The sequence below is a fragment of the Bacillus mobilis genome, from assembly GCF_001884045.1.
In the GTDB taxonomy this organism is placed as follows: Bacteria; Bacillota; Bacilli; order Bacillales; family Bacillaceae_G; genus Bacillus_A; species Bacillus_A mobilis.
Genome location: NZ_MACF01000069.1, coordinates 65,875 through 80,748, shown reverse-complemented (window position 1 = coordinate 80,748; position 14,874 = coordinate 65,875). Strand labels below are relative to the sequence as shown.

At 34.5% G+C, this 14,874-nt stretch carries 18 protein-coding genes; 12 read left to right on the top strand and 6 right to left on the bottom strand.

Going from position 1 to position 14,874, the window contains the following annotated elements:
• The first annotated feature begins 19 nt into the window (after positions 1 to 19).
• The 3 genes from BAQ44_RS11035 to BAQ44_RS11025 all read left to right on the top strand — a co-directional run bounded on the left by BAQ44_RS11035 (position 20) and on the right by BAQ44_RS11025 (position 1,568).
• Positions 20 to 478 (top strand): spore coat protein, encoded by a 459-nt coding sequence (locus tag BAQ44_RS11035; protein WP_071721687.1) that lies wholly within the window; start codon positions 20 to 22, stop codon positions 476 to 478.
• A 186-nt stretch (positions 479 to 664) separates the two neighbouring features.
• Positions 665 to 844, top strand: coding sequence for a hypothetical protein (locus BAQ44_RS11030; RefSeq protein ID WP_001045960.1), 180 nt, complete (start codon positions 665 to 667; stop codon positions 842 to 844).
• A gap of 103 nt (positions 845 to 947) precedes the next feature.
• Positions 948 to 1,568, top strand: coding sequence for an NAD(P)-dependent oxidoreductase (locus BAQ44_RS11025; RefSeq protein WP_061676433.1), 621 nt, complete (start codon positions 948 to 950; stop codon positions 1,566 to 1,568).
• Between the two features lie 24 nt (positions 1,569 to 1,592).
• On the opposite strand, the gene BAQ44_RS11020 is transcribed toward BAQ44_RS11025, so the two are convergent.
• The 3 genes from BAQ44_RS11020 to BAQ44_RS11010 all read right to left on the bottom strand — a co-directional run bounded on the left by BAQ44_RS11020 (position 1,593) and on the right by BAQ44_RS11010 (position 4,462).
• A complete protein-coding gene (locus BAQ44_RS11020) occupies positions 1,593 to 2,075 on the bottom strand; it encodes a DUF456 domain-containing protein (protein ID WP_000217326.1) in 483 nt (160 codons plus the stop codon).
• A 1-nt stretch (position 2,076) separates the two neighbouring features.
• Positions 2,077 to 3,384, bottom strand: coding sequence for a hemolysin family protein (locus BAQ44_RS11015; RefSeq protein ID WP_061676432.1), 1,308 nt, complete (start codon positions 3,382 to 3,384; stop codon positions 2,077 to 2,079).
• 208 nt (positions 3,385 to 3,592) lie between these two features.
• Positions 3,593 to 4,462: a hypothetical protein gene (locus tag BAQ44_RS11010; RefSeq protein ID WP_061676431.1), complete on the bottom strand. Its 870-nt coding sequence runs from the start codon at positions 4,460 to 4,462 to the stop codon at positions 3,593 to 3,595.
• Between the two features lie 244 nt (positions 4,463 to 4,706).
• Here BAQ44_RS11010 and cbpA point away from each other — a divergent pair, with 244 nt between their 5' ends.
• From cbpA to BAQ44_RS10990, 4 genes are all read left to right on the top strand, one after another.
• Positions 4,707 to 5,354, top strand: coding sequence for a cyclic di-AMP binding protein CbpA (cbpA, locus tag BAQ44_RS11005; RefSeq protein ID WP_071721686.1), 648 nt, complete (start codon positions 4,707 to 4,709; stop codon positions 5,352 to 5,354).
• A 435-nt stretch (positions 5,355 to 5,789) separates the two neighbouring features.
• Complete coding sequence (gene brnQ4, locus BAQ44_RS11000) at positions 5,790 to 7,127, top strand: branched-chain amino acid transport system II carrier protein BrnQ4 (protein WP_412676349.1); 1,338 nt, start codon at positions 5,790 to 5,792, stop codon at positions 7,125 to 7,127.
• A 67-nt stretch (positions 7,128 to 7,194) separates the two neighbouring features.
• Positions 7,195 to 7,524: a chaperone CsaA gene (csaA, locus tag BAQ44_RS10995; RefSeq protein WP_071721684.1), complete on the top strand. Its 330-nt coding sequence runs from the start codon at positions 7,195 to 7,197 to the stop codon at positions 7,522 to 7,524.
• A 17-nt stretch (positions 7,525 to 7,541) separates the two neighbouring features.
• Positions 7,542 to 8,069: a DUF1572 domain-containing protein gene (locus tag BAQ44_RS10990; protein WP_071721683.1), complete on the top strand. Its 528-nt coding sequence runs from the start codon at positions 7,542 to 7,544 to the stop codon at positions 8,067 to 8,069.
• Here BAQ44_RS10990 and BAQ44_RS10985 read toward each other — a convergent pair.
• Both BAQ44_RS10985 and BAQ44_RS10980 read right to left on the bottom strand, forming a co-directional pair.
• Complete coding sequence (locus tag BAQ44_RS10985) at positions 8,042 to 8,347, bottom strand: permease (RefSeq protein WP_071721682.1); 306 nt, start codon at positions 8,345 to 8,347, stop codon at positions 8,042 to 8,044. The two genes, BAQ44_RS10990 and BAQ44_RS10985, sit on opposite strands and share 28 nt — an antisense overlap.
• A 4-nt stretch (positions 8,348 to 8,351) precedes the next feature.
• The gene (locus tag BAQ44_RS10980) at positions 8,352 to 8,648 is read right to left on the bottom strand and encodes a hypothetical protein (RefSeq protein ID WP_071721681.1); all 297 of its coding nucleotides are present in this window, start codon (positions 8,646 to 8,648) and stop codon (positions 8,352 to 8,354) included.
• A gap of 89 nt (positions 8,649 to 8,737) precedes the next feature.
• Between BAQ44_RS10980 and spoIIP the strand changes: the two genes are divergently transcribed.
• The 5 genes from spoIIP to BAQ44_RS10950 all read left to right on the top strand — a co-directional run bounded on the left by spoIIP (position 8,738) and on the right by BAQ44_RS10950 (position 13,497).
• Positions 8,738 to 9,892, top strand: a complete 1,155-nt coding sequence (gene spoIIP, locus BAQ44_RS10975) for a stage II sporulation protein SpoIIP (RefSeq protein WP_071721680.1) — start codon at positions 8,738 to 8,740, stop codon at positions 9,890 to 9,892.
• Between the two features lie 223 nt (positions 9,893 to 10,115).
• Positions 10,116 to 10,613, top strand: coding sequence for a GNAT family N-acetyltransferase (locus BAQ44_RS10970; RefSeq protein ID WP_071721679.1), 498 nt, complete (start codon positions 10,116 to 10,118; stop codon positions 10,611 to 10,613).
• An 11-nt stretch (positions 10,614 to 10,624) separates the two neighbouring features.
• Positions 10,625 to 11,365 carry a M15 family metallopeptidase gene (locus BAQ44_RS10965; protein WP_063261351.1) on the top strand — a complete coding sequence of 247 codons (741 nt, stop codon included), beginning with the start codon at positions 10,625 to 10,627 and terminating at the stop codon, positions 11,363 to 11,365.
• 23 nt (positions 11,366 to 11,388) lie between these two features.
• Positions 11,389 to 11,835, top strand: coding sequence for an NUDIX hydrolase (locus BAQ44_RS10960; protein ID WP_061676422.1), 447 nt, complete (start codon positions 11,389 to 11,391; stop codon positions 11,833 to 11,835).
• A 186-nt stretch (positions 11,836 to 12,021) separates the two neighbouring features.
• Complete coding sequence (locus BAQ44_RS10950) at positions 12,022 to 13,497, top strand: amidase family protein (protein ID WP_071721678.1); 1,476 nt, start codon at positions 12,022 to 12,024, stop codon at positions 13,495 to 13,497.
• Positions 13,498 to 13,546: 49 nt separating this feature from the next.
• On the opposite strand, the gene BAQ44_RS10945 is transcribed toward BAQ44_RS10950, so the two are convergent.
• Entirely contained in the window at positions 13,547 to 14,764 is a 1,218-nt protein-coding gene (locus tag BAQ44_RS10945; RefSeq protein ID WP_071721677.1) for an MFS transporter, read from the bottom strand.
• Positions 14,765 to 14,874: the final 110 nt, after the last annotated feature.

Here is a 14,874-nt window from a genome sequence, read left to right as displayed (position 1 = left end):
AGGGAAGGGAGGTACTTTCATGGATTGTATGAAAGAATTAATGAGGTATAGTTATATGCTTATATATAAGGTTGGGGAGTATACAGGAAAGGTAAGAGACGAAGAATTAAAGGAGCTATTACAGCAGCATTTACCTTATATGTTGCAAGCATATAATGAACAAGTGAATTTTCAAGAAGGAGAGAATGTACAGCCTATAACTTGTGAACCAATTCCATTTCATTTTCATGAAATGGAAAAGGAAACTGATAGTAAATATACAGGGGATGTCCATATTGCAACTTGTTATATTTCGCATTTAAAACGGTTATCACTAAAGTTCGCTCAAGTGTCAGTTGAAGTTGCGAATCCGGAATTTCGCTCTTTTTTAGAAAATTGCTTCCTGAAAATGAACCGTTATGCCTATAGTGTATGGCAATATGTTGTGAAGAAAGAGTATAAGATTAAACATGTATATGAAAATGAAAAGTTTGCATAAGAAACTAAGGCGGAAAGATAGGCGCCTTAGTTTTTTACTTTTCATGGAGAAAAAAGAATAGGAGTCTATATGTATTATCGGAAAATTTACAAAAGTTTACCGTTTATTTACTATTTTTCAATCTTTCCTTTAAAAATAGAGAGTAATATGGGGTTGTACATATTCTATCTAAAGGAGGAAACGCAAATGAACAAATGGGTTAAATCATTAACTGCTATGGCACTTGCAAGTTCTTTATTAATGGTAGGTTGTAGTAAAGGTGAGGACAAGAAGAAAGAAGACGATACAACAACACAACAAGAGGACAAAAAGGATAAAGAAACAAGTGGAACTGAGAAGTCTACGGATTCTAAAGAAAAGAAATAAAATAATAATAATAGAGCTTCCTCCTAAATATGAGGAAGCTTTTTTGTTGTAAATTGAGTGAGATTATTGAAAAATAGAGAAAGAATGAAAAGGGGGAAAACAAATGAAAGTATGTATATTGGGAGCAACTGGGCGAGTAGGTTCAAACATTATAAAATTAGCATTAAAGGATTCAGCTGAAGTGACTGCATTAGCGCGTGATGTAAATAGAATGGAAATACATCATGAAAGGTTACGAGTTATAGAAGGTAATGTATGGAATGAAAATGATATAAAGAAAGCGATAGAAGGAAGCGATATAGTAATTAGTGCACTTGGTACGGATCAAAATGGGACATTAGCGAAGAGTATGCCACAAATTATAAAGCAAATGAAAGAAGAAGGAGTTCATAAAATCATTACAATAGGAACAGCTGGTATTTTACAAGCGAGAACAAATTTAAATTTATATCGTTTTCAATCAACTGAATCAAAAAGGAAAACGACAACAGCAGCAGAAGATCATTTAGCTGCATATAAGATACTTAGTCGTAGTAATTTATGTTGGACGGTCGTTTGTCCGACGCATTTAATAGACGGTGATGTGACAGGGGTATATCGAACTGAAAAAGATGTATTACCAGAAGGTGGAGCGAAAATAACAGTTGGTGATACAGCGCAATTTACGTGGAATCTATGTAGTGAAAACAAATATGAGAATAGTCGAGTCGGAATTTCCTATTAAAAAACCATCCCGAAATTGGGATGGTTAAAAGATGATATAACATACAAATATGATAATCATAATGATTTGGAGAATGGCTTTCGCTACTGTACTGCTTAAAAAACCAACTACAGTAGCAACTCCTACTAGAAAGGCGTCTTTTGGCGCTTTTTTATGCATGAGTTCTGTAATAAATACCGATAAGAACGGTATGATAATTAAACCGAATGGTGGGAAGAAGAAAGAGCCGACAATGATAGAAATCATACCGACACGTTCGCCCCATTTAGAACTCCCATATTTCTTTAGGAAATATCCATTTGCGATAAAATCAGCAACGAAAATGAAAAGTGTGAAAATGACTTGAATAATCCAAAAGGAAGTTGTTAGTTCTCCGCCATTTATACCAAAATGGTAAATGAAATATCCAGCCCATACAGCAAGGATGCCTGGAATGATAGGGTAAATAAAGGCGAGAAATGAAACAATGAAACAGGCAATGATACAGATTGTTAATAATACTGTCACTTTATAACTCCTTCTTCGTGTCTAATTTATGTACCGCAATTTTTTTCACTTGATGTCCATCAAGTTCTAGTGCTTTAAATTGAAAACCGGCAAATTCAATGAAATACCCAGCCTCAATATTTAAGTCAACTGCTTGAGAGAGGAACCAGCCTCCAATTGTATCTAAATCGCTATCATCAATATGTAGGCCAAACATATCATTTACTTCAGAAATGAGCACCTTCCCGTCTAAAACAGTAAGCTTCGGCGTACGTTTTTCAATCATAGGTGATTCATCTGCATCAAATTCATCTTGAATTTCTCCAATGATTTCTTCAAGAATATCTTCCATTGTTAAAAGTCCAGCAGTACCACCATATTCATCCATAACGATTGCCATCTGAACACGATTCTTTTGTAGATGTACGAGTGTTTTGCGAATTGGAACAGTTTCAAATACAGTTAGTACTGGATGTATGTAAGATTCAAGTGGCTTATGAATGCCTTTCGTTTGATCGTGAAATACTTCTTTCGTATTGATCATACCGATAATATCATCTTTATCTTTTTCGATGATCGGATAGCGTGTAAACTTTTCAGTTGCGACGATATTCATATTTTCTTCTAACGTATTTTCAGTAGATAAGCAAATCATTTCTGTACGAGGGACCATAATTTCTTTTGCAACTCGGTCGTCAAATTCAAAAATATTATTCACATATTTATATTCGGTTTGGTTTATTTCACCGCTTTTGAAACTTTCACCTAAAATGAGGCGTAGTTCCTCTTCAGAATGGGCAAGTTCATTTTCTTTCGCAGGCTCTAATCCGAGTAGTTTTGTGAAAAAGATAGCTGCACTATTAAGTAACCAAATGAATGGATACATAATTTTATCAAATAAAATAAGTGGTCGTGCAAACTTAAGTGTGATTGCTTCTGCTTTTTGAATGGCGAAAGACTTTGGAACTAATTCACCTAATACAACATGGAAAAATGTAATAAAACTAAAAGCGATAATAAAGGATAAAGTATTCGCCATTGTTCCAGTAATATTAATCTTTTCAAAGAGCGGTCGTAGTAAATGTTCCACAGTTGGTTCACCAAGCCAACCAAGCCCTAAAGAAGTAATCGTAATCCCGAGCTGACAAGCTGATAAATAAACATCTAAATTAGATAGGACACTTCTTGCAGCTAAAGCTTGTTTATTGCCTTCATTTGCAAGCTGGTCAATTCGACTTTTTCGTACTTTTACAACAGCGAATTCCGATGCAACGAAAAAGCCTGAAATAAGGATAAGTATAAAGATGAGAAAAATATTTAATATGTCCAAGTGTGTTCTCTATTCCGTAGTTTGGAATAAAGATGTCACCTCCTGCAATTATGTTATACTTTTATAATAAATCCAAACGAAAAGAATAGTCAAAGAAAAAGGGTAAATATTGGTATGTTTCTGCAATAGTTTTTGAATTTGCTGTTATTTTGTCCGCTATACAAAAGGAATAACCCTCCACTTTCAGATTCTAGAGGGTTATTTCAAATTAAGGTTTTGGAATACTTCTCGTTAAAGCGTATGATTGTTGTTTAACATGATTTGTCGTCCATAGTGTTTGAAGGAAAGAGAGTATGCAATACGGGATATACAAAAGCAGTAAGCTAATTGTGACAATTACAGGTGCATTTCCGCCGAATTGAACGATAAATTGTAATAGTCCGCTTGCATGAAAAACGCATTCCATAAAAACGAATGAAAGAATAATGGAACCTAGAATAGATTTATGGTTCGAAGTAAGCGCCAAAAACAATGTATCTACAAGGAAAGAAGATTGTTTTATTTCATATTCATTTCTGTTACTTAAGAAAGGGACCCACTTTTTTATTGCTTGCATAACGATAATCATGGAAGCACTACAAACGATGATGAAAGATGAGTAGTAGGGAAGTTTTATAAATTTTGCGATGTATAGGAGTAGAAATAAGACTGAGCATTGTAATAATACGGTACAAAAAGAGTACGGTATCCATCTTAATAAAGAAGTGAACTTCTTAACCGAATGAGGTGCTTTAAAAAATAAATGACCGATCCCTAAACTGATGAAGAATCCGATCGCAAGAGTAAAGGTAAAACGAACAATCGATACAAAATATATTTCCCATATGTAAGGGAATAACGGTGTTGAATGATTCGAAGTATGAACCATCTGATTTGCTGAGAAAAAGATAGATTCGTGCATCCAATCAATCTTTGGAATTGTCATAGAAGAAAGTTGTGCGAAGTTATGAAAAATACTTATAAACCCAGTTATGTATGAGTATTTATGTGTAATGAATAAAGCAGGAATAGGACTAATGATAAAAATAATGAGAACACCGACGATAAATTTACATATATGTGAGCGCAATAAAGACATGTAATCACCTACTCTTAGAATATTCAGAAAATTCTTATTCTTATTTTAGCTTTTTTCTGTGTAAGTTACAATATATTTTTCTTAAAGAAGTTTAGTATTGTAGGGGATATAAGTGAATGAAACGTGAATAAATTATGACAAGAAAATGAATAATTTTCAGAAAAGTAAAATAAATTATTTATTTTTTTCTGAAAATATAATATAGTTATGGCACAGAAAGTATTTTAACATAAGGAGGCTGTTTATGAGGATTAAAGGGAATTATGTGCCGAAAAGGGAAGTTCTATTTTGCTCAAGTTCAATTACAATAGGGGAAGCGCTGAAGCATTTAAATAAAACTGGCTATCGGTGTGTACCAGTTTTAGATGAAAAAAAAGAGAAATATTTAGGGAATATATATAAAGTAGATATTTTAGAATATAAAGGTTCGCTGGAGGAGAGTGTAGAACAATTATTAAACGATAAAGAAGGATATGTCAGAGAAGATTCTTCGTTCTTTAAAGTATTTTTTACAATAAAAAAATTACCTTATTTATCAGTGGTTGATGAAAAAGGAGTTTTCCTTGGAATTTTAACACATAAAAAAGTTTTTGAGTTGTTAGAAGATGCTTGGGGCGTTCATTCTAGTAAATATTCTGTCATGATTGGAACACAAGATTATAATGGGGCCATTCAAAAATTATCGACAGTATTAAAAAAATATACAGGTATCCAAAGTTTAATGACTTTTGATAATGATGCCTTATTAGTTCGTAGAATTATGTTTACATTAGGAGAAGAGTTTAACGACGGTGAATTAGAGACGTTATTGACAGATTTAGAAGATCACGGATTTAGAGTTGTGTATGTGGAAGAGATGAAAAATCCACGTGAAGTTGAAACGATAGAGTAACATGCAAAAGCCATCTAATTATGTTGGATGGCTTTTGCTATGTTACGTGCATAAAGTTATTTGAAAATAATGATAGGATAAAAGGTGGGATTGTAACAATATTTGTGTAAAAGAATAAAAAATGTAGATAATTTTGATTTTCAAAAAAATCAATTTGAAAATATGTTTTTATTTTTCAACTAAATATGTTACTATATGTGTGATAAAAACAAAGAGGTCTGACAACTATACTCCACGCAATACCACTCTAATGAGTTAAATATTCAAAAAAATCAAAATTAATAGTTAGAGTAAGAATAAGGGGAATGGAGAAATTATGGAGAAAGACACTGCTTTGTAAGGGGCATATTTTATCATCTTGAGCAGAGAGGAGGATGCATAGCATATTGTGAAAATAGAGATAAACAATGAAAAAGTGCTATGCAAATGAAAAGTATGAAGGGACGTTTAAGGCCAGGTGATACGATAGCAATTGGTTTAATGTTATTTGCACTATTTTTAGGAGCAGGAAATTTAATTTTCCCACCAGTTTTAGGGCAACAAGCTGGAGAGAATGTTTGGATTGCTACAATTGGATTCCTTGTAACGGGAGTCGGATTACCCCTATTAGCTGTAACAGCTGTCGCGTTTGTAGAGGGGGACTTGAAAGCGCTATCTTCTAGAGTTCACCCTATATTTGCGTTTATTTTCCCATTGATTAGTTATTTAGCGATTGGACCATTTTTCGCGATTCCGCGTACGGGAGCCGTTTCATTTGAAATGGGTATGAAGCCATTTTTATCAGAGGCAATGGTTTCAGAATGGTACATGCTGTTTCTATTCACAATAGTTTTCTTCGGAATAACGTGGTATCTATCATTAAATCCATCTAAATTAGTGGATTGGTTCGGAAAATTTCTTACCCCATTGTTAGTATTAATTGTTGCTGTTATTGTCGGAAAGGCAATTATTGATCCAATTGGAGAACCAGCTGCGCCGCTAGCGGCATATCAAGAAAATGCTTTCTTTGGTGGATTTATACAAGGATATTTAACGATGGATGCAATTAGTGCGCTCGTATTTGGAATTGTCGTTGTACAAGTTATCCGCTCTAAAGGGATAAAAGAGAGTAGTGAAGTTGCAAAAATAACAGTAGTATCAGGTATTATTGCTGTACTTGGTTTAACGTTAATCTATTTATCACTTGCTTATCTTGGTTCAACGAGTACATCACTTGGTGTATCAGAGAATGGTGGGCTTATTTTAACGAATGTTGTAAATGAGTTATATGGAACAAGTGGTAAAATTTTATTAGGGCTTGTTATTATACTCGCTTGTTTAACAACTTCTGTTGGATTAACATCAGCTTGTGCCGGCTTCTTTACAAACTTATTCCCAAAACTTTCGCATAAAACGATTGTAACAATGGTATGTGTGTTTAGTTTAATTGTATCTAACCTAGGTTTAACACAATTAATCGCAGTTACTTTACCAGTATTAATGATCATTTATCCAGTTGCAATTGTATTAATTGTACTTTCTTACTTCCATAAATGGATTGGGAAGCGTAATACCATTTATATTGGAGCTATTTTAGGTGCATTGTTAATTAGTTTCTTTAACGGTTTAGAAAGTGCGAACATTAAAATTGACGCGATTTCTAACGTACTACAAATGTTACCATTATATAAAGAAGGAATAGGATGGTTAATCCCATCATGTATTGGCGGGATTCTCGGTTTCTTCTTCTATAAATCAAATGAATCAAGTGAACTACAAAAGAAAGGTGCTTAGGCGCCTTTCTTTTTTTAAAAGGGAATTTTTTTGTTTTGTCTAAGTAATAAATGGAAGGAGTGATAAAATGGCTAATTTTGAAGATTTTTTAACTTTGGATGTAAGAATTGGAACTGTAATACATGCAGAGGAATTTAAAGAAGCGAGAGTTCCGGCGATTAAGCTGAAAATTGATTTTGGAGAGCTTGGAGTAAAGCAGTCAAGTGCTCAAATTACGAAGAGATATACCCCAGAAGATTTAATCGGTCAGCAAATTGCTGCTGTTGTAAATTTTCCGCCAAAACGTGTAGCTGGATTTAAATCAGAAGTACTTGTTTTAGGTGGAGTACCTGAAGCTGGTGATGTTGTATTACTGCAGCCTAATATGGAATTACCAAATGGAACGAAAATTAGTTAGTGTAAAGGCGGGGGAACATGGATATTGGACGAGAATATTTACAATGTGCCATTTCAAACTTTAAAGCAACAAAGAAGCAAGGGGAACGGGTGCTTTCTCAATTATCATATGAACAAATTGAAAGGTCTTCTCATGAAGAAACCAATAGCATAGCAATCATAATTAAGCATTTGCACGGTAATATGCGTTCTAGATGGACTGATTTTTTAACATCTGATGGTGAAAAAATAGATCGTAATCGAGATGCTGAATTTGAAGGTGGCTATCATTCTAAGGAAGAGGTTCTCGCAGCATGGAATGAAGGATGGGAATATGTTTTTAAAACGATGAATGTCCTAACGCCGCAACAGTTGTTACAGACGGTATATATTCGCAGTGAAGCACAGACTGTTATGCAAGCAATTGAAAGACAAATTTCTCATTACGCTTTGCATATTGGACAGATTATTTACATCGGTAAAATGTTAAAAGAAAATGAGTGGGAATGTTTAAGTATTCCGAGAGGACAGTCTGCACGTTATGTAGAGAAAAAACGTTCAACATAATAATAGGAAAGAAACCGATATAAAATGGGGAATAAGAAAATAACCCAAATAATAGATGGTTCTGTAATCATAAGAATGCTGCCAAAAATAAGTCCATATATAATAAGAAAGAAATTAAAAAGTGTATTCACGGGAATAAATCGTGAGATGAACACTTGCTGCCGTTTAAAGCAATCACTGTGAAATAAATATAAGCGGAAGTACGATGTGGTAGTAATAAGATCTTTCTTTCGCGCAATTCTTTTTTTACATATATGACAAATGAATGGTGGTCGCATTTCATTACGCTCCATGTTTCATATTTATAATTAGGTAAGACAAAAGTAAGTATAAAGTGTATATCCCTATATATGCTCCTGATATAAGAAAAAATGGATTTAGTAAAATACCATGAATGCTTGTCATAAAAACTAAATCTTGTATTAAAACGTCATATATATTAATAGAAATAATTGTACCGAGTACATAAAGTGCTAAGTAAGCTGAAATATGTAATGCAACACGGATTGTAGGATGCTTAGCAAGCCAATAAAAAATAAATGATAGTACAATGGGTAATGTTCCTATTAGTAGCTTCAATTCATTTCACCTCATAAACAATATAGCCGGAATTTAGACGGTCTATTCTCTAGAGCTTGTACATAACTTGGAATAGAGAGGGTGATAGTATGAATCGAGGCTTTTTTTATGTGAAATTCACAAGTATACGTAAGTTAGTTTTATTTATTATTGCTACAGTACTAGCGACTTTTTTTCTTATTAGTATGATGGTAACTTCTATGAAAGAGACAAAGTCAACGTATTTATATAATTGGTTAAATGAGCTATCGATGAATGGTTACATGTACGTTCTTGGGAAAGAGAATCATTATTTTACACAGGAGTATCGAAATTTAAATCAAGATTTTTCGATTTCTTCTTTTCTCTTTTCGATGGCTACGAATATTCGCTTTAACGATGTTCGCAGTTTTGTCGGTAAAGAGCTACCTGGTTTTGGAAAGTACGATACAGAAATTGTAATTGCGGGTGAAGGGACAAATTATTCTAACTTACCGATAGAGTCGAGCGTTCCACTTGAAGAAGTAGTAAAAGAACGGACTGGTGAAGCTGGACAGGCTCAAAAGCCAGATACGAACAAAGAGAAAAAGCAACCGGCTCAAACGACAGGAAAAAGACAAGTTGCGTTTATTTATCATTCGCATAGTTGGGAATCTTATTTGCCGTTACTTAATTTAGCAAACGATCCAAATCCGAATAAAGCGACCAGTTCTGTTACGAACATATCAATAGTGGGCGATCGATTTCGTGAACAATTAGTAAGCGAAGGGATCGGAGCTACTAACGACAAGACAGATATCGGCCAAAAGTTGATTAGTAAAGGGTTAAATAGTAATAGTTCTTACAAAATGTCACGGGAAATTGTACAAGAAGCAATGACTGGCAATAAAGAACTGCAGTACTTTTTCGACTTACACCGTGATAGTGCTCGGAAGAATGTTACGACAAAAACCATTGGCGATAAATCATATGCGAAGCTTGCATTTGTAGTAGGGAAAGGAAACAAAAACTATGAAAAAAACTTGCAATTAGCAACGGCTTTACATGAGGCGATTAGCAAGAAGTATCCAGGTGTAAGTCGTGGTGTCATTCAAAAAGGATTCCAAACAGGAAATGGTGTCTACAATCAAGACTTATCAGGGCAAGCGATATTAATTGAAGTTGGTGGTGTAGATAATACAGAGGAAGAACTAAATCGATCGATTGATGCCCTTGCTAAAGCGTTTGGTGAATATTTCTGGCAGGCAGAAAAGGTGAATGGATAAAGTGAAACATAAATAAGTGGAAGAATTTGAAAAAACGTGAGTGTAATACTTACGTTTTTTTGTCATGATGAGACGTCACAGAATAGACATAATTTGTCGTTGTTATAGTAATATCGAAATTTGTCAAATTATACTGGGAGATTTACAAAGGGATTTTCAGGAAAGTAGAGAAAATCTTTTTACAAGGAAAACTTTTTATTATGAAACTGATAGGGTGATAGAAGTGATTAGGGAGATCAAAATAGAAGATGCAGCACCATTTTTGCAATTAAGTAAGCAACTAGATGAAGAAACGAAATTTATGTTATATGAACCAGGAGAAAGAAAATTTACAGAAGAGCAACAAGAACAGATGATTCATCGATTTATTGAAAATAAGTATGCAACGATTTTCGTAGCAGTTGAAGATGAGAGAATAGTAGGGTTTATTTTAGTGAATGGAAATCATATTCAAAGAAAAAGACATGTAGCAAGTATTGTAATTGGTATTTTGCAAGAGTATAGCGGGCGAGGTATTGGGACGAGATTGTTTAAAGAGGCTGAGAAGTGGGCAAGATTACATGATGTATGGCGTTTAGAATTAACGGTAATGGCCCACAATACAAGAGCTCGGGCACTATATACAAAAGCTGGATTCGAGAAAGAAGGTGTCAAAAGAGCTGCTCTTATTATCGATGGAGAGAACATCGATGAGTATGAAATGGCCAAATTATTAAAATAAGAGGTCGTTATATGAAAAAAAGATGGACACTACTTGGTATCGTAGCGATGATACTCATTGTTGGAGTAGCAGGAATCAATTATAAAATGTATAAGGATAAGCAGGCGCGTGAGGTAAATGTAAATAACATATTTCCGAAAGCGAAAGAAACGATTGCGAATATGGATGGAGATATTGCGGTAATTAGTAATCCAAATTCGATGCTTGTGCTTGTGAATAAAAATAGGCGTTTACCAGATGGATATAGACCGCCAGATTTAGTTATTCCGAAAGTGCGTTACTCAAGTGAAGGTGATCAAGAAAAGAAAAAAATGAGAAAAGAGGCAGCAGGGGCGCTTGAGGAAATGTTTCAGCAAGCTGATAAGGAGGGCGCTTTTCTTTTTGCGGTTTCTGGATTTAGATCTTTTGATCGACAAAAAGCATTAAATACGATGTATAAAAAACAAGATGGAGAAGCAAAAACAGCGATGTCTAGCGCAGTTCCTGGAACAAGTGAACATCAAACTGGACTAGCGATGGATATTACATCACAATCTGCTAAGTTTCAATTAGAGACAATTTTTGGCGAAACGAAAGAAGGGGAGTGGCTTTCTGAAAATGCCCATAAATTTGGTTTTGTCATTCGATATACAAAAGAGAAAGAATCGCTTACAGGTTATCGATATGAACCATGGCATGTGAGGTATGTGGGAAATCCACAAGCTACATATTTATATGAAAATCAACTGACACTTGAAGAAGTAACGCAGTGAACAATTGAGGGGAGAGAAGGATTATGACGGTGTTATATAAGAAAAAAGTACACGCATATGTAACAAGAGAAAAAGAAGGAGTTATGCAACTGCTTGTTTTTAAACATCGTGATATACCTGAAGCTGGTATACAAATACCAGGGGGAACAGTTGACGAAGGGGAAACGTTAGAAGCAGCACTTTTACGTGAAGTACAAGAAGAATCTGGATTACGTCATTTATGCATAGAAAGATTCCTAGCCGATTACATCATACTTGTGAAAGACAAAAAAGAATATCAAAAGCGCCATTTCTTCCATGTAACGTTACTAACAGATGTAAAAGATGATTGGGAACATATTGTAAGTGCCGGTGAGGAAGATGAAGGTTTAGTATTTTGCTACGAATGGATTGATATTGCAAAGTGCCCTGAATTAGCCGGAAAACAAGGTGAGTTTTTACATTTGTTAGATGAGGTATATGTAAAGTAATAAAAGAGTCTGAAGCGGAAGTTTATTCGTTTCAGACTTTTTTTATTTTTCAGGAAATAAAAGGTTTTTATATCGGTAAGTTGAATTCCTTTAAAAGGATTGTATTTGTATATACGAGGAGCGGAGAAAATGAACAAGTAATAAATACATGATATCAATAAAAGGATTTATAGAAGGAGAATGACGATGGAGATTCAGTTCAATACACGATTACAAAAAGAATTAACAATTCATGAAATACAAGCAGCGATGGAAGCTGGGCAATTAACTTCAAAAGAATTAGTTATGTATTACCTCCATAGAATCGCAAAATATGATCAAGACGGACCAAAAATTAATTCTATTTTAGAAATCAACCCGGATGCAATCTTTATTGCAGAAGCGTTAGATTATGAAAGAAAGATAAAAGGTGTAAGAGGTCCATTACATGGTATGCCTGTGTTACTTAAGGACAATATTGGAACGAATGATTCCATGCATACAAGTGCAGGTACGATTGCTCTAGAACAAAATATAAGTAGTGAAGATGCATTTCTTGTGACGAAACTGCGAGAAGCAGGAGCGGTCATAATAGGAAAAACAAATATGACAGAATTAGCAAACGCAATGTCATTTGACATGTGGGCTGGATATAGTGCAAGAGGTGGGCAAACAATAAACCCTTACGGTACAGGTGAGGATGATATGTTTGTTGGTGGCTCAAGTACAGGATCTGCGATAGCAGTTGCAGCTAACTTTACAGTAGTATCTGTTGGAACGGAAACAGATGCTTCTATATTAAGTCCAGCGATTCAAAACTCTGTAGTCGGTATTAAACCGACTGTTGGTTTAATTAGTCGTAGAGGTATTATTCCGTTCACGTATTCGCAAGATACAGCCGGTCCATTTGCTAGGACAGTAACAGATGCCGCTATTTTGCTAGGGAGTTTAACTGGGGTAGATGAGAAGGATGTAGCTACTCATAAAAGTGAAGGTATAGCAGAGCGTGATTATACAAAGTATCTTGATGTTAATGGCTTGCATGGAGCAAAGATTGGTGTATTTAGCAATGCACCGAAAGATTATTATGAAACTGGAGAGTACGATGAACAATTGTTTAAGGAAACAATTGAGGTGTTGCGTAGTGAGGGAGCAACAGTAATAGAAAATATTGATATTCCTTCTTTTCATAGAGAATGGAGCTGGGGAGTTCCGCTTTATGAACTAAAGCATAGTTTAGATAACTATCTTTCTAAATTACCTTCTACTATTCCAGTGCATTCTATTTCAGAGCTAATGGCGTTTAATGAAAACATAGCTGAAAAAGCTTTAAAATATGGACAAACTAAGTTAGAAAGAAGAAAAGATTTTCCCAATACGTTAAGGAATCCTGAATATATAAACGCAAGATTAGAAGATATATATTTTTCGCAAGAACAAGGTATTGACTTTACACTGAACAAATATAATCTTGATGCAATTTTATTCCCTTCCTATATCGGCTCCACTATATGTGCGAAAGCGGGTTACCCGTCTATAGCAATACCGGCAGGATATATGGATAACGGGAGACCGTTTGGAATTACTCTTGCAAGCACGGCTTTTTCTGAGGGGACCTTGATTAAATTAGCATATGCTTTTGAACAAGCGACAAAACATAGAAAAATTCCGAGTTTGTCATAAATAGAATATATAAAAAGGACAGGAGTTCCTGTCCTTTTTGCTTTATTGATTACATTGAAATATCTTTCTGATCTGTCTTATGATATTTTAATAGGCTGAAAGATAAACAAGCAGAACATAAAATAAGAAAAGCAGCGATGATATAAATCGTACGAACACCAAATAAATCGGTAATAATTCCAACGCTAAGCATAGAAAGACCAGAAGCTGTAGAGAGGAGTGCACCATGAGCTGTATAAATTTTTGATAGTAAAGTAGGGGCGACACTGGATTGTAGCACTGTCGTTTGAGAAATATCTCTAATTTGATAACATGGACCCATTAGAACGCATAGAAAAAGCGCAATAAACCCGCTACTTGTCATACCATATAAAAATGTAAGAATACTAAACATAAGAGAGCCTATCGCCATGGAGCGTATTAAATTGTTTTGAATGTATGTACTCATTTTCCACGCTAATATCCCGCCAATTAACGTCCCAACATAATAACTTGTATTAATATACCCCCACCATTCTTCACCTTTATGAAGGACAGTTGTTACATAAGCCATCGTAATAGCACCGATCCATATCGTCCCTGCGAAAGTTTCAATTAAGTCCATGCATGTAACGATACGGAGAGACGGGTTCTGAAATAAGAGTTTCCAACCTTCCAATAAAGCAGTGCCTTTTGAAGAAGAAGGCTCTATTACTCGTTCATTATGTATGGAACGCAATGAAACGTGTAGTGCAACACATCCAAAAATCATCAATATGTTATTCAACATAAGTGTAGAAGTGGCGCCGATTAGAAGAACAATAACACTTGTAAATGAATAAGCAGCGGCCTGCGCAATTTGTGTGGAAAAGGAAAAAATACTATTTACTTTTACTAATTTTTCTTTTCGTGTAAGGCGAGGCAGGATACTGTATAATAATGGTGCGCTCCAGCCGCTACATAATGAAATGAAAAAAATGAAAATGAATAGTGCTACAACGTTTGTGGATAGGGATGGAAATAAAATCATTAATAAAAATAATAGGGCAGTTTTTATCCATTGTAGTGTGAAAAGTAATGAATAAGATGAAAAACGATTCATGATAAGTGGTGCAGATGTATTTGCTATAAGATTAGTTATGACTTGGAGTAATGGAAACAGAGCAGTTAATGTTGCTGATTTCGTTGTGATATACATATGGGTTGTAATAATCATGATGTATACGATGTCAGCGGGAGTAATGCATATTTTTGATCCTAAATAGTAAGTTAATGAACGATTTTGCAAATAAATACACCCCTTTCTTTTAAAAAAAATTCACTAGCCAGAATAATTATAATTTGGAAATTAAATTTTCGAAAGAATTTAATTTTTTGTCACTTTTTGAAAGGGATTTT

Bases quoted from the DNA above. Each gene is read 5' to 3' on its own strand.
- BAQ44_RS10965 (WP_063261351.1), top strand. From the start codon at position 10,625: ATGAAAAAAAGATGGACACTACTTGGTATCGTAGCGATGATACTCATT.
- spoIIP (WP_071721680.1), top strand. From the start codon at position 8,738: ATGAATCGAGGCTTTTTTTATGTGAAATTCACAAGTATACGTAAGTTA.
- BAQ44_RS10960 (WP_061676422.1), top strand. From the start codon at position 11,389: ATGACGGTGTTATATAAGAAAAAAGTACACGCATATGTAACAAGAGAA.
- BAQ44_RS11010 (WP_061676431.1), bottom strand. From the start codon at position 4,462: ATGTCTTTATTGCGCTCACATATATGTAAATTTATCGTCGGTGTTCTC.
- BAQ44_RS10990 (WP_071721683.1), top strand. From the start codon at position 7,542: ATGGATATTGGACGAGAATATTTACAATGTGCCATTTCAAACTTTAAA.
- csaA (WP_071721684.1), top strand. From the start codon at position 7,195: ATGGCTAATTTTGAAGATTTTTTAACTTTGGATGTAAGAATTGGAACT.
- BAQ44_RS10950 (WP_071721678.1), top strand. From the start codon at position 12,022: ATGGAGATTCAGTTCAATACACGATTACAAAAAGAATTAACAATTCAT.
- brnQ4 (WP_412676349.1), top strand. From the start codon at position 5,790: ATGAAGGGACGTTTAAGGCCAGGTGATACGATAGCAATTGGTTTAATG.
- BAQ44_RS11030 (WP_001045960.1), top strand. From the start codon at position 665: ATGAACAAATGGGTTAAATCATTAACTGCTATGGCACTTGCAAGTTCT.
- BAQ44_RS11025 (WP_061676433.1), top strand. From the start codon at position 948: ATGAAAGTATGTATATTGGGAGCAACTGGGCGAGTAGGTTCAAACATT.
- cbpA (WP_071721686.1), top strand. From the start codon at position 4,707: ATGAGGATTAAAGGGAATTATGTGCCGAAAAGGGAAGTTCTATTTTGC.
- BAQ44_RS10985 (WP_071721682.1), bottom strand. From the start codon at position 8,347: ATGCGACCACCATTCATTTGTCATATATGTAAAAAAAGAATTGCGCGA.
- BAQ44_RS11035 (WP_071721687.1), top strand. From the start codon at position 20: ATGGATTGTATGAAAGAATTAATGAGGTATAGTTATATGCTTATATAT.